The organism is Rhodococcus sp. ARP2, assembly GCF_001029585.1.
Classification (GTDB): domain Bacteria; phylum Actinomycetota; class Actinomycetes; order Mycobacteriales; family Mycobacteriaceae; genus Rhodococcus_F; species Rhodococcus_F erythropolis.
In genome coordinates this window covers 58,575-75,499 of the sequence record NZ_LEKE01000032.1, presented here as the reverse complement: position 1 = coordinate 75,499, position 16,925 = coordinate 58,575, and the positions used below count along the sequence as shown (strand labels likewise).

Sequence of the window (16,925 nt, the reverse complement as noted above, 5' to 3'; positions counted from 1 at the left end):
ATGTCCAAGATCAGCCAGGATAGGGATCACTCGCACGCTGCATCCGCAATCCGCTCCCCCACCAATGCAATTCACGAATCATCTTCTCGCTCGCATCGATCGCGATCGAATCGACGCCGTACGGCTCGTGTCCGAATTGCTTGCGTACCCGGTGAATGGTCACGCTTTGACGCACCGAGACCATGTGCAGCTCCGCCACTACCTGCCTCAGTTGTTCGACGGCCCGAACACCACCTGAAATCCCGCCGTAGGACACGAATCCGATCGGCTTGGCACGCCACTCGTGTTTCACGGAATCGAATGCGGTCTTGAGGGCAGCCGGGTACCCGTGGTTGTATTCGGAGGTCACAGCAACAACAGCGTCGGCTCGTCCGATTCGCTGGCGGAAAACCTCCGTGGCAGGTGAATCCGAGAAATCCTGGGGCAACGACAGCTCTCTGAGGTCGATCACCGATACGTTCCACGACGGGTTCGCGGTTGCGCGCTCGACAAACCAATCCGCCACTGCTCGTCCTATTCGCCCCTCGCGGACCGAACCTACGATGACTTCGACCTTCAAAGGTGCCATGAACGTCGATGCTAGCGACTCGTCACGCAGTGATCCCGTCCGTGATGAGTGCGGCCAGTTCCCGATACGCGCTGGCATCGTCCAAACCAGTTGCCCGATAGACCGCGCGTTGCTGGATCCGAACCATTGTCGCTGCGGCCGCATCAGCGACAAATGACGCGTGTACCCGCCGGAATGCGCCCGAATCCACTCCCTCGACGATGAGCGCTCGCACACGATCCGCGGCGATCGACGTGTTCTTCTCGTAAACCTGACTCGCCGACACCGATTCAGCCAGGTCTTCCATGAATTGACGGGACGCCGCGGTCAGTTGATCACCGACTGCTTCGAGATACACCGCGACTCGACGAGTGGGTGTCGACTCGGCAGCGACGGCACTCTCCACCGCATCGGTCGCCGCACGGAAGAAGTGCACCGTCACAGCCCGCACCAGATCCTCTTTGCCGGCCGCCACGGTGTACAAGGTGCTCTTGGAGCAGTGCAGACGAGCTGAGATCTCGTCGAGCGTGAGGTGGGCGAAACCCTCGCTCAAGAACAGTTCGACCAATTGATCGAACAACTCTGCCCTGCGCGCAGTCGTCTTGTGAACCAGCCTTGCCATACGCAAGACAGTACTGCAGTATCGTTCTCAGTACTACTACCTAGCTAGGAGCCGACCGTGCCCGTCGAACGCCTGATGCCCAGCCAAGAAGCTCGCGATCTCATCGAACTGACGCGTGATGTCGCGGACAAGGTACTCGCGCCCAAGGTCAACGAATACGAGAAGGCCGAGAAGTATCCCGAAGGCGTGTTCCCCGCACTCGGACAGGCAGGCCTGCTGAGCCTTCCGTATCCCGAGGAATTCGGTGGCGGCGATCAGCCGTACGAGGTGTACCTCCAAGTCCTCGAAGAGATCGCCTCGCGCTGGGCAGCGGTTGCAGTGGCGGTGAGCGTGCACAGCCTCTCGTGCTTCCCACTGTTCACCTTCGGCACCGACGAACAGAAGGCTCGCTGGCTGCCGGACATGCTGGGCGGCAACACCATCGGCGCATACAGCCTTTCCGAAGCGCAGGCCGGATCCGACGCCGCCGCATTGTCGTGCAAGGCGACGGCCACCGACGGTGGCTACCGCATCAACGGCTCGAAGGCCTGGATCACCAACGGCGGCAAGGCAGACTTCTACAACCTCTTCGCCCGCACCAGTGACGACGGCTCTCGCGGCATCTCCTGCCTCCTGGTGGACAAGGACACCGAAGGCCTCAGCTTCGGCAAGCCCGAGGAGAAGATGGGACTGCGCGCGGTCCCCACTGCATCCGCGAATTACGACGACGCCTTCGTCCCTGACGAGCGGTTGATCGGTCAGCGCGGCCAGGGATTGCCGATCGCCTTCAGCGCGCTCGACTCCGGCCGACTCGGAATCGCTGCTGTTGCCGTCGGAATCGCTCAGGGCGCACTCGACGACGCGGTCGCCTACGCGAAGGAGCGCAAGGCATTCGGCAAGCGGATCATCGATCACCAGGGACTCGGATTCGTGCTCGCGGACATGGCGGCCGCAGTTGACTCCGCTCGTGCCACTTACCTCGATGCAGCCCGCCGCCGCGACGCCGGAGTTCCGTACTCGCGCAACGCCAGCGTCGCCAAGCTCGTTGCCACCGACGCAGCAATGAAGGTCACCACCGACGCCGTTCAAGTATTCGGTGGGTATGGCTACACCCAGGACTTCCCCGTCGAGCGCTACATGCGCGAGGCCAAGATCACGCAGATCTTCGAGGGCACCAATCAGATTCAGCGTCTGGTCATCGCGCGTCAACTGGCGGGATAGTCCTTAACCTGCACTAATACCGAGAAACCGGTCGTCGTTCACTAGCCTGAGCGGTGACCGGTTTCGTCGTCGCGATCCCCAGTCCCGGCTCGGTCCCGGTCCAGCGCCGCGTCAATTGCCGAGCGGGTCCGCTCATCCTCTCCCGGCCACAGGTGCGCATAGATCTCAAGAGTGGTTTGAGCGCTGGAGTGACCTAACCGTTCCTGGACAGTCTTCACTGAGGCGCCTGAATAGATCAAAGAACTCGCATAGAAGTGACGCAGGCCGTGCCACGTCACAGCGTCATCTAAGCCGCACCTTTTCCGCAGCGCCTTGAATGAACTTCCAAGAGTTGACGATGACCACATATTGCCGTTCCGGGTGCGGAACACCGGCATAGATCGGTCATCGCTAGGATTCTCGGCCAGCTCCTCTGCGAGTGCATCAATTGCAAATTGCGGCAAAGGAATCACTCGGCGTGAACCCTTTGTTTTCAGTGGTGCCCACTCAAATTCAGAAGTGGCAGTTTTTGACTGCTCACTAATCGTCATCTCCTTTCGAAGGAAATCTACTGACCGAATTCGAACTCCAGCGATTTCGCCGGCACGTAACCCTGTGGCCGCGCCCACGATGATCATTCGAGCAAGGCTTGGTTGCTTGAGCACCCAGCCTTTTCCTTGTTTACCTTCTCTCGCAGCGGCCTCCAGCCTCCAGATCTCATCGACAGTCAGGACTTCAACAGGTGCCACGGCGTGAACGATCTGTTCGCGCTTCTTCACGCCCTTGCATGGCGACTTCAGAATGAGTCCATCTGTGACCGCCTGATTCATGCAACCGGCAAGCTGGCCATAGAAGGAATCGACTGTGTTTTGAGCCAGACCATCACATCCCTTCACCCAAGGCCTGCCGGTCTGGAGCGCATGTGTCCACGCCCTGATGTCAGGTGGAGTGACCTTGCCGATCGGAGTCCGCTCTAGGCGTCCAAGATTTCTGCCCACGAGCTCACGAACTTTGCGAGTTCCATCCGTACGGGCCGATGACTCCCATATGGCCCAGAGTTGACCGATCGTCGTTTCCTGGTCCTTCGGGTCAATCCACTCCCCTCGCCTGACCTCGCGCTCCCGCTCAACACTCCACGCCTTGGCATGCTTTTCGAGCTCGAAGGTTTTGCTGCGTTCTTGACCGTCCGTGCCGACGTACCTACCAACCCAACGAACCTTCCCGCCGCGAATACGCTTCTGTGGCTTCATTTTCCATCGCTACTGTCGGACGCATGTTGCTCGGGCGCATCATCCGACTTGCGGGTATTTCGAACCCGCTTCACAACTTCCTGCATAAGTAATTCGGAGTCAACAACCGCAAGCATCTCGCGATGGCTTTGAGTGGGAATTTCACGCAGATCCGCCTCTTGTTCAGTAATGAACCCGGCCTCGACGAGCGCCTCAAGGACGTTGGAATGGTAGCCCCGCGCCAGCTTGACGACGAAGGCGACATCCGGCTGAGCACCCTTTCTCCATCGCGTAAACGCGCTTTGATCAAAGCCTGCTCGCTGTGCCGCCTCCTTGTATGTGTCGTCCCCGATAAGCCTCTGAACGTACTCCCACCAGCGGTTCTCACTCATGAGAAATGAGAGTAAGCGTGAACCCGAATACCGTCAAGTTTTGGGCCAAGCCAAACGGCTCTTGCGCACAAGATCACACGGGTGTACTTTCAGTTTTGCGCCCAGCCAAACACCATTTGGGCCAAACGATACGGAGCCATCATGAGGGAGATACAGACCCTGCGACTGCGACCGGAATTCGCAGAAGAGTTGCTTGAGCGCTCAGGAGGGCAGCGCGGAGTCGCACGGAGACTTGGGCTTTCGCTTGCCACTGTCAATCGGCAGCTCAATCACAACATGGAACCATCGGCTCGATTTGTCGCGAAGGTGTTGACGGTTTGCGCCGTTCGATTTGAAGACGCCTTCATGGTCAGCGACGAGCCCGTCGAAACTCTCCATCGCGGACATCAAATGAAACCGAGTGCTGGCATGAACCGCAGCGGCGAACTCGCCCAGGTCGCGACAAAGGTCCGATCATGAGCGCTGCCCACATGACAGTAAAGAAGCTGGCCGAACGGTGGGACTGCAACGTCTCGGTGATCTACCACCAGATCAATCAAGGAAACATCGCAGCGCTGCAGATCGGCACGGCAGTGCGCATCCCGATCACTGCAGTTGAAGCCTTCGAAGCGAGCAACACCAAAAACCTGGAATCAGCGTGAAAAAGCCGCCAGGTGCAGACACACCTGACGGCCGACCGAATCCCAAGCAAAGGAATCTGATGCCAAATACTACGGCAACCCTCGTCACCATCCCAGTCCCCACTACAGACTCTCCACTGACTGCAGCTCAGATCGACGGCGAAGCGAAGGTGTCACTACGCCACGCATGCGACACGGTCGGCATCGACTACTCACGTCAGTTACAGAAGCTGAAGAACAAGTCGTGGGCACGTGTGGGCATCATGCCCACGCACGACACCACAGGCCGAATTCAGCAGATGGCCATGATCGACCGCCGAACCTTCACGATGTGGCTCGCAACCATCGACGCCAATCGAGTCTCCGAGCACGCCCGTCCGATCGTCGAGGCGTACCAGGCCGAAGCCGCCGACGCCCTCGATGCCTACTTCAACAAGGGCGCGGCGATCAATCCTCGCGCCGACGAACATCAGATCAACGCGCAGATCTTTCAGTCCCGAGCACGTATGGAACTCCTTCAAGCCGCCAAGGGTCTCATTCACCCGGACCACCTCGAAGCGAAGGCACGTGTCCTTATCGCCTATGGACTCGGCGAGGGTGCCGAACTCGATCAGACCCGCGCGCCGCTGTACTGCAAGGACTTCCTTGCGTCGAAGAATGCTTCCCGTGCTCGCATCTCGTCCATTGCCAGCCAGTTCGGCAAGAAGGTCAAGAAGGCGTACATCGAGGCGACTGGCAACGAGCCAAAAAAGTACCCGCTCACTCTGCCGAATGGACAGACCCGCGAAGTTCTTGCCTACACCGAAGCGGATCGTCCACTGCTTGAACAGGTTTGGACCGAACACTTTTCCCCACTGACGCTGGTTTAGGAGACTCCGATGACCAACACACTTACTTACGACGGAATCCCGATCGAATCCGTGGAGCGTGTCAAGCCCGCACTCGGTACCGATCATCACTACGGCGGCTACTTCCGCTTCGAGTACGTCGGCGGCGGAACTGACACCGCATACGGCGACGAACTCCACATCGTCGGAGATAGGCAATGACCCTCGACGAGGCCCTCGCCGAACTCACCAAGATCTCTGAAACCGACAAGGCGCTGACTGCCGAGGTCAACCGTCTCGACAGCAAGTATCGCGAGACCGATGCTGCCGAAGACTGGGTAGCCCGTTCCCGCGCTCGTATCGAACGCGACTCGCACCGACGTCGAAACTTCAGCCGATTGCTCGACACCGCGATCTGGGCCGTAGCCGCAAGCTCTGCCTGATCCTCAAGCCCCGGTGGCGTCACCCAAGTAAGACCGTTACCCGGCCCAGATGACCGGACGTCGGCGCCACCGGCTCAAACCCTCTCCCCGTTCATTCCCCCAAGACAGGACTATCCGCGATGACGCATGTCCAAATGCCGATGATCACCACCTCTCCACTGCCTCCGATCGCTGCCGAGGTATGGCGCAACGTGGTCGCCACCGAGATCCAGAACCACCCGCAGCGCGCTCTGATCGGCGATCCTTCCGAACCCGAAGCCCAAGCGGTCGTTGTGGCCGATCTCGCTCGGCGTGACTTCGACGGCGACGAGACCCCTCGACCCTCCGTTAAGTCGGACGCGACTGATCCGGATCACCTCGCGCAGCTCATGAAGATCTGCAAGTTCCTCGCCGTCGTCCTCGCTGTCGCCGCACTCATCGTTGCCGGCGTCGCGTACATCACCTACCCCGAATTGCGGTGACGGCATGTTCTGGCTCGCACTGGTGATCGTCGCAGGTATCGCAGCCGTGTTCACCCTCATCGGCTTGGTGGTGGAGCCGTGAACGCGCAGCCCACCCTTCGCGATATGGCATTCAAACTCGACACTCTCGCAGTCGAACTCGCAGAGAAGGGCAAGCATCGCGAGGCTCGGACTGCGATCAGTCTGGCTATCGCGCTCGAGAATCGTCAGCAGCAGATCAACGCTTCCGACTTCATTCCCCGTCGCGGCGTGGTGGACGACCGATGAGCAACCTGGACGCCGAGGGTGTCATCTTCGCGACAGTCGAAAACCTCGCCGCCGTAGAGGGTTACGGGCACTGGCAGCAAACGGACATGGACACCTTCGCCAATGCGAAGCGCCTCGGATTCTCTACGGCGTACATCGAGATCACCACCCCCGATGATGACGACGACATGATCCACCTCATCGCCGAGAAGCTTCCCGCTCAGCGCCAACTCGCTCCCGAATTCGGCGCAGCAATTGATCACGCCTACGACATGACCGACCACAAGAACGGGATCTGAGATGTCCTCCCCTGCAGCAATGCCCGGAGCCTCGGCGGCTAAGCGCAGACGTCGAGTGCTCGTCGAATACGAACGCATCACAGGCGAGCGCCCTTGTGCAGTCATCGGCCGCCCGCTAGTCGACTCCGACACCTCGAGCGTGTACACGCGGCACGGGTTCCTCGAACTTCGCGGCGAGTGGCCGCGAACAGATGACATCGCTATCGCGCATCGCCGAGTCATCACCGTCACGTTCATCGACGTGAACGCCGAAATCCTTGCGCTGCTCCGAGATCACGGGCTCGCACCAAGTGAGGAGCCTCCGTACTGATGATCACCATGACAGATCTCTTCTGTGGCGCAGGCGGTTCGAGTACCGGCGCAGTCCAGGTCCCCGGCGTCTCGGTTCGCATGGCCGCCAATCACTGGGACCTCGCGATCGAGACCCACAACACGAATCATCCGACCACCGATCACGCGTGCGCCGATCTCTCACAGGTCGACCCGAGACTGTTCCCTCGCACGGACCTCCTGTGGGCGTCCCCCGAGTGCACGAATCACTCACAGGCTAAGGGAAAGAAACGGAACCTCGACTCGACACCGGATCTCTTCGGCGACGTACTTCCTGACGCCGCAGCCGATCGCTCGAGGGCAACCATGTGGGATGTTCCCCGGTTCGCCGAACATCACCAGTACAAGGCGATCATCACCGAGAACGTCGTCGACGCCGCGAAGTGGATCATGTTCCCGGCGTGGCTCCAGGCGATGGCCCTACTCGGCTACGACCACCACATCGTCTACATGAACAGCATGCACGCGCAGGCCGGCGGCGACCCAGCTCCGCAGTCCCGCGATCGCATGTACGTCGTCTTCTGGCTCAAAGGCAATCGGACGCCGAACCTCGACAAGTGGACGCGCCCTAAGGCCTACTGCCCGTCGTGCGACGAGATAGTGACCGCGCTGCAGGGCTGGAAGAAACCGACGCGGTGGGGCCGGTACCGAGCGCAGTACGTTTGGCGCTGCCCGAAAGTCACTTGCCGTAACGGCGTCGTCGAACCGGGCTGGCTGCCCGCTGCATCGGCGATCGACTGGACGCTCAGGGGTGAACGCATCGGCGACCGTTCGAAGCCGCTCGCACCGAAGACAATCGCTCGCATCGAGGCAGGCCTCGAGAAGTTCTACGGGCCGCATCCGTTCGTGACGACGATGTACGGCAAGTCGAAGAACCATCCGATCACCAGCCCGATTGGAACGCTATCGACAAACGTCCATCACGGCATGCTCGTCCCCGCCGGCGGAACGTGGAACGACAGTGCGACATCGGTCGACGATGTCATGCGCACTCGCACCACTCGCGACATCGAGGGCCTGCTGATCCCGGTCGAAGGTCGCGACGGGAAGGAAGCGCGCCCGGCGGCTGACCCATTGCGCACGATGACTACCCGCAACGAGACCGCGTTCATAGTCCCGATGCGGAACAACAACACCCCGAAGGCAATGTCGGAACCTCTCGACACATTCGCCGCCAACGGTCTGCATCACGCGATGATCACGCGGCACAACAGCTCTCGCAAGGGTGACGGTTCCGAGATGTCGACGGCAATCAACGACACGTTGCGGACACTGACCGCTGTGCCCACAGCATCGCTGACGACGTGGGAGCAGCCGAAGGTCGACGACTGCATGTTCCGCATGCTCGAGCCGCACGAGATCGCAGCAGGTATGGCGTTCACGCCTGGCTACACCATCCTCGGCAACAAGCGCGAGCAGGTTCGTCAGGCAGGTAACGCCGTGTGCCCTCCCAATGCGAGGGATCTCGTCTCTGCCGTCGTCGAGTCTCTGTCGGTGGCGTGATGAAACTACTTGCCGCCAAGGCGAATACCGGCAAGCGAGTCATCTATACCAACCCCTCGACTCACGAGAAAGAATCCGGCGTCATCTCTCACTGCGACGAGAAGTACGCCTACGTCTACTACGGCGACCCGCCGATCATTCACCCGACTCACCCCGACAATCTTGAATTCGACAGGAGCAGACGATGATTCACACCGAACCGCATCCACTTGCAGGCCAGACCGTCGAGATCAAGATCGAGGGCGAGACGCTGGAATTCCGGCTCGAAGACTGGTGGGACCGCGTGCACGGATCTTCCTGGATGTTCTCGGACGGCAACCCTGCAGCGTTGAAATACGCGATGCGGGCCGCACTCAAGGAACCCACCTCCCTCCCGCTCGACGACGAGGTTGTCTACGGCAAGGTCGACATCTTCGGCCACTTGATCCACGCCTCCGAGATCGTCACGCAGCCATGACTACCGACCCGGAATGGGGCGACTTCGAGGACTTCACGCCCGATGAGCCCGACCCATTCCATGAGTTCGATCCTCGCGACGACTATCCGGATTGGCGGCGGCGATGAATGAGCACATCGACGGACACAACCGAGTGGTCGTCACACCCGAGCCTGACGACAGGCTCCGTATCGACTGCTATCGCCGCGACGCCTGGTCCGGCAAATGGCTCCACGAGTACGGCGGAATCCACTCCGCCGCAATCTTTTCCACGCCAATCGACAAGGAAGCAAAATGACCGAGCCCACCACCGTCGGCTACCACGTCATCAATCTCGTCGCCGAGAACTACAAGCGAATCAAGGCCGTAGACATCACGCCCGACCCGAACTCGTCGACGGTCACGATCGCCGGCCGCAACGCACAGGGCAAGTCGTCCGTCATCGATGCAATCTGGGCAGCACTCGCCGGGACGGCAGCGACCAAAGGCACCGCGACAACCCGACCTATCCGCGACGGCGAGAACACTGCCCGCGTGACTGTCGACCTGGGTAACATCATCGTCACTCGCACCTGGGAAGGCGACAAGACTGCACTCAAGGTCGAGTCTCGCGAAGGTGCACGCTTCGGCTCTCCGCAGAAGATGCTCGACGAGCTGATCGGTCGACTGTCCTTCGACCCACTGGCGTTCGCATCACTCGCACCGAAGGCGCAGCAGGCCGAGCTACTCCAGTTGGTCGAGTTGCCATTCGATCCCGCGACGCTGGCGAGCCAGCGAAAGGCGGCATTCGACGACCGAACCGACGTCGGGCGCGTGGTTAAGCAACTGCAGGGCCAACTCGCCGGATTCCCTGAGATCGGCGATGACGTACCGGACGAGCCTGTTTCGGTGGCCGCCCTGATTGAAGAACTGGACATCGCGACATCACTGCAAGTCGACGCAGAGAACGCGGCCATCAACGCGAATCATGCCGCGCGAGCGGTTGCCGATGCGGAGCAGGGTGTCACTCGAGCCGAGGAACATCTCGCTGCCATGCGCGCTGATTTGGCTAAAGCTGAGGCGCACCGGAATCGCCTGACGGAACCTCCCGAAGTTGAACCGATCCGCACCCGTATCAACAATGTCGAAGAGGTCAATGCTGCCGTCCGCCAGAAGCATCAGCGGCAGGAAGTCGTCGACCTACTCGATGCCGAGAAGTCGAAGCGGGACGCACTCACCGACAAGATTGCCGAACTCGACAAGACGAAGATCGACGGACTCGCAGCCGCGACGTTCCCGATCGACGGCCTCGGATTCGACGACGAGGGTGTCACCTACCGCGGAGTGCCGTTCGCGCAATCGTCGGCCGCTGAACGCCTTCGAGTGTCCGTTGCAATGGCGATGGCGATGAATCCCAAGATTCGCGTCATCCGGATCACGGACGGCTCGCTGCTCGACTCCGAGAACCTAGCGCTCATCGAGGAGATGGCGGCTGCCGAGGGATTCCAAGTCTGGATCGAACGCGTCGACGAAACCGGCAAGGTCGGCGTCATCATCGAAGACGGCGAGGTCAAGGCATGAGCGCGCCCACCGAGCCCGGCATCTACGACGGCATCCCCGACTCCGTCTACCACGGTGACAGGAACTCGCTCTCGTCATCCGGGGCACGGAAGCTCCTCCCGCCAAGCACGCCGGCGCTCTTCAAGTACGAACAGGATCACCCGGTCTTCAAAGACACTTTCGACTTCGGACATGCCGCCCACGCCGAGGTTCTCGGCACCGGCATGGACATCGTCGAGGTAATCGCCGACGACTGGCGGACGAAGGCGGCGCAACAAACCCGCGACTCGATCCGTGCCGAGGGCAAAACCCCGCTACTGACGAAGGATCTCGCGAAGGTTCACGAGATGGCCGATGCGCTCCGTAGTCACGAGACCGCGGCGACCCTGCTCAGCAACGGCAAGGCTGAACAGTCGCTCTACTGGCGAGATCAGGCAACCGGCATCATGCGCCGAGCGCGCCCAGACTGGCTACCGAACGTGACAGGCTCGCGCCTGGTCGTCCCGGACTACAAGACCGCGGTATCCGCCGACGAGACCGACTTTGCCAAGGCTGCAGGAGATTACGGCTACCACTGCCAGGCGCCGTGGTATCTCGACGGCATCATCGAGCTCGGTATCCACCCCGACCCCGAGTTTGTGTTCGTCGTTCAGGAGAAGGAACCGCCCTACCTGGTCAACGTCGTTCAGCTCGCACCCGATGCGCTCGAACTCGGTCGTCAGCTGAACCGCATCGCGATCGAGACCTACGTGACGTGCAGGCAAACCGGCATCTGGCCTGGCTACGGCGAGGACATCAAACTCGTCGACCTCCCGCCGTGGCTCTACAGCCAGCACGGAGAACCAATCTCGGAAATGGAGTTCGAATGACGGACGTCGACCTAGTTGCAGCAGCGGCGCCCCGGTCCGATCAGATCAACGCCGACGACCTCATCGGCGGACCACGGGTGGTCACGATCACCGAGGTACGCAAGGGCAACAGCGAGCAGCCTGTCGAGATCGTCACTGCCGAGTTCGGACCGGGTAGGCCGTATCGACCAGGCAAGAGCATGATTCGCGTGCTCATTGAAGTCTGGGGAAAGAAGTCCGGGACCTACGTCGGCCGCAAGCTCGTGATCTATCGCGATCCGACCATCACATTCGGGCCCAACAAGGTTGGCGGCATTCGAATCAGCCACATGTCGCACCTCGACAAGCCGGAGTCCATTCCACTCACCAAGACGCGAGGCAAGAAGGAGTTGTTCAGGGTAGAGCCACTACCCGAAGCGTCACCTGCCAACGGTTCTCGCGCAACCGAAGCTGAGATCAAGGCACTCGTCGACGGGCTCGCTGAAGGTGGAATCACTGACCCGAAGGAAGCGATTCCATTCCTCCGCACTCGTACCGGCCGGCCTGAGATCAATAAGTCGACAGACCTCACCAGCGCTGAGATCGCAGCGGTCCTGGACTTCATGACGAACGGAGAGCCCGAATGACCATCCACACGCTCAAACTCGATCCCCAATGGTTCGACCGCGTCGCGAATGGCACCAAACGAGTCGAGATCCGCAGGGCTGACCGTGACTACCAAATCGGCGACCAGCTCGTCATGCGTGAGATCGAGTCGACCATGCTCTGCGATCGCTATACCGAGCGCGAGGTCACCGTCGATGTGACGCACGTGCTGTACATCGTCCCCGGCCTGTCCGAAGGCTATGTCGCACTGTCGATCTCAAACCCCCGAGTTCAAGAACCCGGCGAATCCGCCACAACAGAAGGAGATTCACAGTGAACGCTCAACCCTTGATCGACTCGGCCCGTCTTCAGTTCTCCGGCCTGTCCGCCGAGGATTTCGAGGACGTCCCCGAGATCGGCGAACAGCGTACGTACACCATCCTCGCGACCTGCCAGTCGCACACCGAGCGCGCGATGGCAAACGAGGGAACGCGTAAGTCGGTGAACATGAAGGTGGTTCGAGTCCTCTCGGGCGTCGACAAGTCGATCGAGAAGGAAATCGAGGACCAGCCGAATCTGTTCGACTCTGCCCCCGACGCCGGTGGCGAAAGTGGTGGCGAGATCGAAACCCCGTCAAATGTCTCCGATTTCACCGGCCCCAAGTTCTCGTCCGACGAGTAACTCAACCCCGCAGCAATCCTCGGGCCGCCGTCGTATTGGCGGCGGCCCGCTTATGCACAGGAGCTATCCACAATGGGCACAACAGCAGACATCGCAAGAGCAATCCACGAGAAGCACTCCAACGGCGGCAAGGTCCCGACATACTTCGAGGAGTTCGTCAGTGACGTGCTCTCCGAACTCCGGGCTAGTGGCCGTCTCGTCCCTGCTGGCGGCATGGCTCTCGCAGCTGAGGAATGGGCGGATTTCCTGAATGTGATCCACGAGGGCCGCGGGGATTACAGCTCGCGTGATCGGCTTCGCGAGAAGTTCCCGACAATCGCACCCGTCGAGGCAGCAACGCAATCCGCTGGCGGCGATTGCTTCGATGTCTGCGGAGGCCACCCCGCCCCTGCCGAACCCGCCGAGAAGGAGACGAAAGCGCAGCGTTGCCCGTCCGAGATCGAAGGCTGGGGATGCTCGCTGACGAGCGGTCACGACGGCGATCACACCGCATACGACCAGGACGGATCGGCTTACGTTTGGCCCGCCTCCTCGCCGGTTGTCCCTGCCCCCACCGAAACCGAGTGGCAGACATGGCAGGAAGTTCCGGAGGGTGTGCAGTACTACGGCATCAACGGATGGGGACCCACTTACTACGTGAACCGCGGTGGTGTGCGGTACAGGGTTTTCGACGACACACCGTCCAAGACGGCAGATTACGTCGTGCAGAACTTCGCCCCGTTCGTTGCGGCCGAGGAGGGGTGAGCATGAGCGACCTCCCGATTGGCATTGGTTGGAAGCGTGAAGGCGACAAGGTCGTTGCCCACGTCATCGAGGCGCACCCCGGCGGACGACGCAGCGAAATCGTCAAGGTCACTTACACACTCGAACAGGCCGCCGAGAACGCCAAGCAACTCCTCGCAGCGATGGGCGGCAAGTCATGAGCGACAAGACGGGCATCGAATGGACCGATGCCACATGGAATCCCGTCACGGGATGCACGAAAGTCTCACCCGGATGCGACAACTGCTACGCCGAGACGTTCTCGGAGCGCTTTCGTGGCACGCCCGGCCACTACTTCGAGAGCGGTTTCGACCTCCAGCTCCGACCGGACAAACTTCGGCAGCCGCTCGCGTGGCGTAAACCTCGTCGAATCTTCGTGAACTCAATGAGCGATCTGTTTCACGCAGACGTACCTGACAACTTTATCGGCAGCGTCTTCGACACCATGGCCGCCGCGAAGCAGCACACGTTTCAGATCCTCACCAAGCGGCCTGGTCGAATGCGGTCGCTACTCAGGCGGTGGGCTGAGCAGGCCGCCGACAGTCCACATGCAGGCGCATCGTTCCGCCGAAACGACATGATGTGGAGCGAACCCCGCATCTGGCCATTGCCGAACGTCTGGCTCGGAGTCTCGGCCGAGAATCAGAAGTGGGCGGACGTCAGGATCCCGATCCTGCTGGACACCCCGGCCGCCGTCCGGTTCATCAGCGCTGAGCCACTGCTGGGGCCAATCAACCTGTGGAACGTGAACGGAATCAACGCGATCGAACCCGATTGGATCGGTGGACCCACCGCGGGCACGGGCTGCCCCCATCCACTGCTGGACTGGGTGATCGTCGGCGGCGAGTCCGGCCGCAACGCCAGGCCGATGCATCCTGAGTGGGCGACGTCGTTGCGCGACCAGTGCAGCGAAGCGCAGGTGCCGTTCCTGTTCAAGCAATGGGGCGAGTGGTCTCCAGGGATCCTGGACTTCGGTAGTCGCACAGGCACAGTCGGCATTGGCTTTCGCTCCGAACCATACGTCGACGGACGATACGGCGGAGAGCTTGCGTCGATGACGCGTGTCGGCAAGAAAGCCGCGGGGCGCGAACTCGACGGCCGGACTTGGGACGAGTTCCCCGAGGAAGGGCGCCGGATATGACCGACAGACGATGCCCGGTCTGCTGGCGCCCTATTCCGATCGCCCCGAACTTCCGATTCGGGCACCACCGCGACAAGGCCGGCAACTCCTGCCCAATGTCCGGGCGCTACCTCCAAGGCCCCGAACGCAAACCCATCGAACCACTTTCAAGAACGGAGGCCGCGAATCATGGCTCGTGAATATGCTCGCGTCCGGCTTAACATGGCGGAAGATCCCGAGTATCTCGATCTCACCGTCGACGCGCAGCACCTCTACGCAAACATCCTTCTGATCGACCCGTCGCTCTCGTACTGCGGCATCGCTGACTGGCGCCCCGTACGTCTCACTCAGCGCGCCAAAGACCTCACCCTCGATCGCATCATGGCCGCTGCCGCAGTGCTCGAAGAAGCCCGATTCGCGCTCTTCGATCCCGATACCGAGGAGGTTCTCGTCCGCACTCTCGTCCGCAACGACGAGCTACTCCGCAACCCGAAAATGGCTTTGTCCGTCGTAAAGGCCTACCAGGGCGCAGCGTCTCGAACCTTGCGCGCGGCGGTCGTCACCGAGCTCCACAAGGCCCGTGAAACGCAGTCGGATTTCTCGTCATGGACGAGCCCGATGTCGAAGGACGCGCTCGCTCGATTGCTCGATCTTCCGGCGCTCGATCCGGCCGATTACACCAATCGGATTGCCAACCCGATTACCAATCGGAATACCAATCACATTGGTAATCGTATTGGTAATGCCGATGCGGTCCCGAATACCAATCACATTGGCAATACGGACCCGGGTGCGGATTACCAATCAGATTCGGTCGGTTTCCTACCAGTAACCAGCAACCAGCAGACATACAACCAGCAACCAGAGAGTGGTTACGTAAGTACGGAAGGTTACGACGCGAGCGCAACCAATCCCCCACCCCGCCACTGCCCCCAGCACATCGACGAACCGACGACCGCGCCCTGCCGGGCTTGCGGCGACGCCCGTCGAGTTCGCGAAGTTTGGGACCGCAACGAAGCCCACGCGGTCAAACTCGCTCAGTCATCCGAAGCCAAGCGCCGGGCCAAGTTCGTCCAGGACGCGATCGACGAGTGCGAGCTCTGCGACGAACGCGGCTACCTCGGCACCACCGTCTGCGAGCACAACCCCGAACGGCTCGAGATCAACCGCCGAGGCGCGGCACGTGTCCGTGAAGCCCTCGAAGCTGCGAAACGAAAGGCTGACGATGAACAACTTTGAGGATCTGATGAATCACGAGAAAGCGCTCACGGTTTCGTGCCAGGAGTGCGGCGCCAAGGTCGACGAAGCGTGCACTCGGGTCGACATCAAGGGCGATCGCTGGCCGTTGAAGAACTTCCCGGCGCACCTGTCCCGACTCAAGCGCGTCGATCGCCTGGAGCGTTTGCATCAGCTCGACACTGAGCGCTCGAAGACCTTCCAGGCCGACCGAACCCCTTCGGGGACCGTTTCAATCGCTCCTGAGGGCGATCAGCCGGTCGGAATCGACACCGAGGGGCGTGGACGATGAGCGGCGAAGTGATCTCGATTAACCGAAAGGCGCCCGAACCGCCCACGCTCATCTGCGCCTGTGGAAGCGGATGGTTCACCGCGCTCGTGTGCTTCGACGGGCAATCGGTGACCGGGTACAGCCTGCCGGTCAAGTGCATCGACTGCGGCCAGGAGGTCACACCGTGACGAGCGTGATCGGCTTGGACCCCTCGCTCACGGCGGCGGGAATCGCAATCCTGGATGATCCAAAATCGGCCGAGACGCCCAACGTGCCGAGGTTGCTCACGGTCGGCGAGAGCGGACGCAAGGGCGCAACGCTCACCGAGCGAGCTACCCGAGTCGGGCGCCAGTACGAGTTGATCCTGCGATCCATGCCGCCAGCCGTGCGCCTGGTCGTCATCGAAGCGGTCCCGGTTCACAACCCGTCGCCGAACATGGCGAGTCTCTATCAGGAGCGATCTGCGCTGGTTCTGCGCCTCGTGGAGTTCCTCGCCAAACGCGGAATCCCGGCAGTCGACGTAAACCTCTCCACGCTCAAGCTGTTCGCAACCGGCAACGGACGAGCCGACAAGACCGAGGTGATTGCCTCGATGAAATCGCTGTGGCCACACGCAATTATCAAGAACGACAACGAAGGTGATGCGCTCTCGCTCGCAAGCATGGGCGCTCAGTTCCTCGGCTGGCACGAGCCGGAACTCCCCCACCACTACGCCCCGAAAGTCGACTGGACAGGAGTGAAGCGATGAG

29 protein-coding genes are annotated in these 16,925 nt (G+C 60.9%); 25 read left to right on the top strand and 4 right to left on the bottom strand.

Going from position 1 to position 16,925, the window contains the following annotated elements:
- Positions 1-10: 10 nt before the first annotated feature.
- A complete protein-coding gene (locus ABX74_RS07895) occupies positions 11-568 on the bottom strand; it encodes an NADPH-dependent FMN reductase (RefSeq protein WP_020906901.1) in 558 nt (185 codons plus the stop codon).
- 22 nt (positions 569-590) lie between these two features.
- Entirely contained in the window at positions 591-1,169 is a 579-nt protein-coding gene (locus ABX74_RS07890; RefSeq protein ID WP_020969046.1) for a TetR/AcrR family transcriptional regulator, read from the bottom strand.
- A 57-nt stretch (positions 1,170-1,226) separates the two neighbouring features.
- Here ABX74_RS07890 and ABX74_RS07885 point away from each other — a divergent pair, with 57 nt between their 5' ends.
- Complete coding sequence (locus ABX74_RS07885; RefSeq protein ID WP_020906899.1) at positions 1,227-2,369, top strand: acyl-CoA dehydrogenase family protein; 1,143 nt, start codon at positions 1,227-1,229, stop codon at positions 2,367-2,369.
- A gap of 41 nt (positions 2,370-2,410) precedes the next feature.
- Here the strand turns inward: ABX74_RS07885 and ABX74_RS07880 are convergent, their stop codons facing one another.
- Both ABX74_RS07880 and ABX74_RS07875 read right to left on the bottom strand, forming a co-directional pair.
- A complete protein-coding gene (locus ABX74_RS07880) occupies positions 2,411-3,598 on the bottom strand; it encodes a tyrosine-type recombinase/integrase (RefSeq protein WP_047888569.1) in 1,188 nt (395 codons plus the stop codon).
- Complete coding sequence (locus ABX74_RS07875) at positions 3,595-3,969, bottom strand: transcriptional regulator (RefSeq protein WP_047888568.1); 375 nt, start codon at positions 3,967-3,969, stop codon at positions 3,595-3,597. Before ABX74_RS07875 ends, ABX74_RS07880 begins: the two co-directional genes overlap by 4 nt.
- Before the next feature lie 455 nt (positions 3,970-4,424).
- On the opposite strand from ABX74_RS07875, the gene ABX74_RS07865 reads away from it, so the two are divergent.
- The 24 genes from ABX74_RS07865 to ABX74_RS29675 all read left to right on the top strand — a co-directional run bounded on the left by ABX74_RS07865 (position 4,425) and on the right by ABX74_RS29675 (position 16,924).
- On the top strand, positions 4,425-4,610 hold the full coding sequence (locus ABX74_RS07865; RefSeq protein WP_047888566.1) for a helix-turn-helix domain-containing protein: 186 nt from the start codon (positions 4,425-4,427) through the stop codon (positions 4,608-4,610).
- Positions 4,611-4,669: 59 nt separating this feature from the next.
- Positions 4,670-5,458 (top strand): phage antirepressor N-terminal domain-containing protein, encoded by a 789-nt coding sequence (locus ABX74_RS07860; RefSeq protein WP_047888618.1) that lies wholly within the window; start codon positions 4,670-4,672, stop codon positions 5,456-5,458.
- A 9-nt stretch (positions 5,459-5,467) separates the two neighbouring features.
- On the top strand, positions 5,468-5,638 hold the full coding sequence (locus tag ABX74_RS30345) for a hypothetical protein (protein WP_189637318.1): 171 nt from the start codon (positions 5,468-5,470) through the stop codon (positions 5,636-5,638).
- The gene (locus ABX74_RS07855; RefSeq protein WP_047888565.1) at positions 5,635-5,859 is read left to right on the top strand and encodes a hypothetical protein; all 225 of its coding nucleotides are present in this window, start codon (positions 5,635-5,637) and stop codon (positions 5,857-5,859) included. Before ABX74_RS30345 ends, ABX74_RS07855 begins: the two co-directional genes overlap by 4 nt.
- A gap of 119 nt (positions 5,860-5,978) precedes the next feature.
- Positions 5,979-6,320: a hypothetical protein gene (locus ABX74_RS07850; RefSeq protein ID WP_144419565.1), complete on the top strand. Its 342-nt coding sequence runs from the start codon at positions 5,979-5,981 to the stop codon at positions 6,318-6,320.
- A gap of 78 nt (positions 6,321-6,398) precedes the next feature.
- Positions 6,399-6,587, top strand: a complete 189-nt coding sequence (locus ABX74_RS07845) for a hypothetical protein (RefSeq protein WP_047888563.1) — start codon at positions 6,399-6,401, stop codon at positions 6,585-6,587.
- On the top strand, positions 6,584-6,865 hold the full coding sequence (locus ABX74_RS07840; RefSeq protein ID WP_047888562.1) for a hypothetical protein: 282 nt from the start codon (positions 6,584-6,586) through the stop codon (positions 6,863-6,865). The genes ABX74_RS07845 and ABX74_RS07840 overlap by 4 nt, the downstream gene beginning before the upstream one ends.
- Before the next feature lies 1 nt (position 6,866).
- The gene (locus tag ABX74_RS07835; RefSeq protein ID WP_144419564.1) at positions 6,867-7,175 is read left to right on the top strand and encodes a hypothetical protein; all 309 of its coding nucleotides are present in this window, start codon (positions 6,867-6,869) and stop codon (positions 7,173-7,175) included.
- Positions 7,175-8,698, top strand: a complete 1,524-nt coding sequence (locus tag ABX74_RS07830; RefSeq protein ID WP_047888560.1) for a DNA cytosine methyltransferase — start codon at positions 7,175-7,177, stop codon at positions 8,696-8,698. Before ABX74_RS07835 ends, ABX74_RS07830 begins: the two co-directional genes overlap by 1 nt.
- Entirely contained in the window at positions 8,698-8,886 is a 189-nt protein-coding gene (locus ABX74_RS07825) for a hypothetical protein (protein ID WP_047888559.1), read from the top strand. Before ABX74_RS07830 ends, ABX74_RS07825 begins: the two co-directional genes overlap by 1 nt.
- Positions 8,883-9,155, top strand: a complete 273-nt coding sequence (locus tag ABX74_RS07820) for a hypothetical protein (protein ID WP_047888558.1) — start codon at positions 8,883-8,885, stop codon at positions 9,153-9,155. Before ABX74_RS07825 ends, ABX74_RS07820 begins: the two co-directional genes overlap by 4 nt.
- A 103-nt stretch (positions 9,156-9,258) precedes the next feature.
- Entirely contained in the window at positions 9,259-9,432 is a 174-nt protein-coding gene (locus tag ABX74_RS30340) for a hypothetical protein (RefSeq protein ID WP_189637317.1), read from the top strand.
- Positions 9,429-10,694, top strand: a complete 1,266-nt coding sequence (locus ABX74_RS07815; protein WP_047888557.1) for an AAA family ATPase — start codon at positions 9,429-9,431, stop codon at positions 10,692-10,694. Before ABX74_RS30340 ends, ABX74_RS07815 begins: the two co-directional genes overlap by 4 nt.
- Positions 10,691-11,542 (top strand): PD-(D/E)XK nuclease-like domain-containing protein, encoded by an 852-nt coding sequence (locus ABX74_RS07810; RefSeq protein WP_047888556.1) that lies wholly within the window; start codon positions 10,691-10,693, stop codon positions 11,540-11,542. Before ABX74_RS07815 ends, ABX74_RS07810 begins: the two co-directional genes overlap by 4 nt.
- Entirely contained in the window at positions 11,539-12,147 is a 609-nt protein-coding gene (locus ABX74_RS07805; protein WP_053061997.1) for a hypothetical protein, read from the top strand. Before ABX74_RS07810 ends, ABX74_RS07805 begins: the two co-directional genes overlap by 4 nt.
- Positions 12,144-12,443: a DUF3850 domain-containing protein gene (locus ABX74_RS07800; protein ID WP_047888555.1), complete on the top strand. Its 300-nt coding sequence runs from the start codon at positions 12,144-12,146 to the stop codon at positions 12,441-12,443. Before ABX74_RS07805 ends, ABX74_RS07800 begins: the two co-directional genes overlap by 4 nt.
- Positions 12,440-12,787: a hypothetical protein gene (locus ABX74_RS07795; RefSeq protein ID WP_047888554.1), complete on the top strand. Its 348-nt coding sequence runs from the start codon at positions 12,440-12,442 to the stop codon at positions 12,785-12,787. Before ABX74_RS07800 ends, ABX74_RS07795 begins: the two co-directional genes overlap by 4 nt.
- Before the next feature lie 72 nt (positions 12,788-12,859).
- Positions 12,860-13,531, top strand: coding sequence for a hypothetical protein (locus ABX74_RS07790; protein WP_047888553.1), 672 nt, complete (start codon positions 12,860-12,862; stop codon positions 13,529-13,531).
- 2 nt (positions 13,532-13,533) lie between these two features.
- Positions 13,534-13,710 (top strand): hypothetical protein, encoded by a 177-nt coding sequence (locus ABX74_RS30335; protein WP_189637316.1) that lies wholly within the window; start codon positions 13,534-13,536, stop codon positions 13,708-13,710.
- Complete coding sequence (locus tag ABX74_RS07785) at positions 13,707-14,690, top strand: DUF5131 family protein (protein ID WP_047888552.1); 984 nt, start codon at positions 13,707-13,709, stop codon at positions 14,688-14,690. The genes ABX74_RS30335 and ABX74_RS07785 overlap by 4 nt, the downstream gene beginning before the upstream one ends.
- Before the next feature lie 168 nt (positions 14,691-14,858).
- A complete protein-coding gene (locus tag ABX74_RS29680) occupies positions 14,859-15,908 on the top strand; it encodes a hypothetical protein (protein WP_053061996.1) in 1,050 nt (349 codons plus the stop codon).
- Positions 15,895-16,197 carry a hypothetical protein gene (locus tag ABX74_RS07775; RefSeq protein WP_047888551.1) on the top strand — a complete coding sequence of 101 codons (303 nt, stop codon included), beginning with the start codon at positions 15,895-15,897 and terminating at the stop codon, positions 16,195-16,197. The genes ABX74_RS29680 and ABX74_RS07775 overlap by 14 nt, the downstream gene beginning before the upstream one ends.
- Positions 16,194-16,364 carry a hypothetical protein gene (locus ABX74_RS30330; protein WP_189637315.1) on the top strand — a complete coding sequence of 57 codons (171 nt, stop codon included), beginning with the start codon at positions 16,194-16,196 and terminating at the stop codon, positions 16,362-16,364. The genes ABX74_RS07775 and ABX74_RS30330 overlap by 4 nt, the downstream gene beginning before the upstream one ends.
- On the top strand, positions 16,361-16,924 hold the full coding sequence (locus ABX74_RS29675) for a crossover junction endodeoxyribonuclease RuvC (RefSeq protein ID WP_053061995.1): 564 nt from the start codon (positions 16,361-16,363) through the stop codon (positions 16,922-16,924). The genes ABX74_RS30330 and ABX74_RS29675 overlap by 4 nt, the downstream gene beginning before the upstream one ends.
- Position 16,925: the final 1 nt, after the last annotated feature.

Bases quoted from the DNA above. Each gene is read 5' to 3' on its own strand.
- ABX74_RS07895 (WP_020906901.1), bottom strand. From the start codon at position 568: ATGGCACCTTTGAAGGTCGAAGTCATCGTAGGTTCGGTCCGCGAGGGG.
- ABX74_RS07890 (WP_020969046.1), bottom strand. From the start codon at position 1,169: ATGGCAAGGCTGGTTCACAAGACGACTGCGCGCAGGGCAGAGTTGTTC.
- ABX74_RS07880 (WP_047888569.1), bottom strand. From the start codon at position 3,598: ATGAAGCCACAGAAGCGTATTCGCGGCGGGAAGGTTCGTTGGGTTGGT.
- ABX74_RS07875 (WP_047888568.1), bottom strand. From the start codon at position 3,969: ATGAGTGAGAACCGCTGGTGGGAGTACGTTCAGAGGCTTATCGGGGAC.
- ABX74_RS07865 (WP_047888566.1), top strand. From the start codon at position 4,425: ATGAGCGCTGCCCACATGACAGTAAAGAAGCTGGCCGAACGGTGGGAC.
- ABX74_RS07860 (WP_047888618.1), top strand. From the start codon at position 4,670: ATGCCAAATACTACGGCAACCCTCGTCACCATCCCAGTCCCCACTACA.
- ABX74_RS30345 (WP_189637318.1), top strand. From the start codon at position 5,468: ATGACCAACACACTTACTTACGACGGAATCCCGATCGAATCCGTGGAG.
- ABX74_RS07855 (WP_047888565.1), top strand. From the start codon at position 5,635: ATGACCCTCGACGAGGCCCTCGCCGAACTCACCAAGATCTCTGAAACC.
- ABX74_RS07850 (WP_144419565.1), top strand. From the start codon at position 5,979: ATGACGCATGTCCAAATGCCGATGATCACCACCTCTCCACTGCCTCCG.
- ABX74_RS07840 (WP_047888562.1), top strand. From the start codon at position 6,584: ATGAGCAACCTGGACGCCGAGGGTGTCATCTTCGCGACAGTCGAAAAC.
- ABX74_RS07835 (WP_144419564.1), top strand. From the start codon at position 6,867: ATGTCCTCCCCTGCAGCAATGCCCGGAGCCTCGGCGGCTAAGCGCAGA.
- ABX74_RS07830 (WP_047888560.1), top strand. From the start codon at position 7,175: ATGATCACCATGACAGATCTCTTCTGTGGCGCAGGCGGTTCGAGTACC.
- ABX74_RS07825 (WP_047888559.1), top strand. From the start codon at position 8,698: ATGAAACTACTTGCCGCCAAGGCGAATACCGGCAAGCGAGTCATCTAT.
- ABX74_RS07820 (WP_047888558.1), top strand. From the start codon at position 8,883: ATGATTCACACCGAACCGCATCCACTTGCAGGCCAGACCGTCGAGATC.
- ABX74_RS30340 (WP_189637317.1), top strand. From the start codon at position 9,259: ATGAATGAGCACATCGACGGACACAACCGAGTGGTCGTCACACCCGAG.
- ABX74_RS07815 (WP_047888557.1), top strand. From the start codon at position 9,429: ATGACCGAGCCCACCACCGTCGGCTACCACGTCATCAATCTCGTCGCC.
- ABX74_RS07810 (WP_047888556.1), top strand. From the start codon at position 10,691: ATGAGCGCGCCCACCGAGCCCGGCATCTACGACGGCATCCCCGACTCC.
- ABX74_RS07805 (WP_053061997.1), top strand. From the start codon at position 11,539: ATGACGGACGTCGACCTAGTTGCAGCAGCGGCGCCCCGGTCCGATCAG.
- ABX74_RS07800 (WP_047888555.1), top strand. From the start codon at position 12,144: ATGACCATCCACACGCTCAAACTCGATCCCCAATGGTTCGACCGCGTC.
- ABX74_RS07790 (WP_047888553.1), top strand. From the start codon at position 12,860: ATGGGCACAACAGCAGACATCGCAAGAGCAATCCACGAGAAGCACTCC.
- ABX74_RS30335 (WP_189637316.1), top strand. From the start codon at position 13,534: ATGAGCGACCTCCCGATTGGCATTGGTTGGAAGCGTGAAGGCGACAAG.
- ABX74_RS07785 (WP_047888552.1), top strand. From the start codon at position 13,707: ATGAGCGACAAGACGGGCATCGAATGGACCGATGCCACATGGAATCCC.
- ABX74_RS29680 (WP_053061996.1), top strand. From the start codon at position 14,859: ATGGCTCGTGAATATGCTCGCGTCCGGCTTAACATGGCGGAAGATCCC.
- ABX74_RS07775 (WP_047888551.1), top strand. From the start codon at position 15,895: ATGAACAACTTTGAGGATCTGATGAATCACGAGAAAGCGCTCACGGTT.
- ABX74_RS30330 (WP_189637315.1), top strand. From the start codon at position 16,194: ATGAGCGGCGAAGTGATCTCGATTAACCGAAAGGCGCCCGAACCGCCC.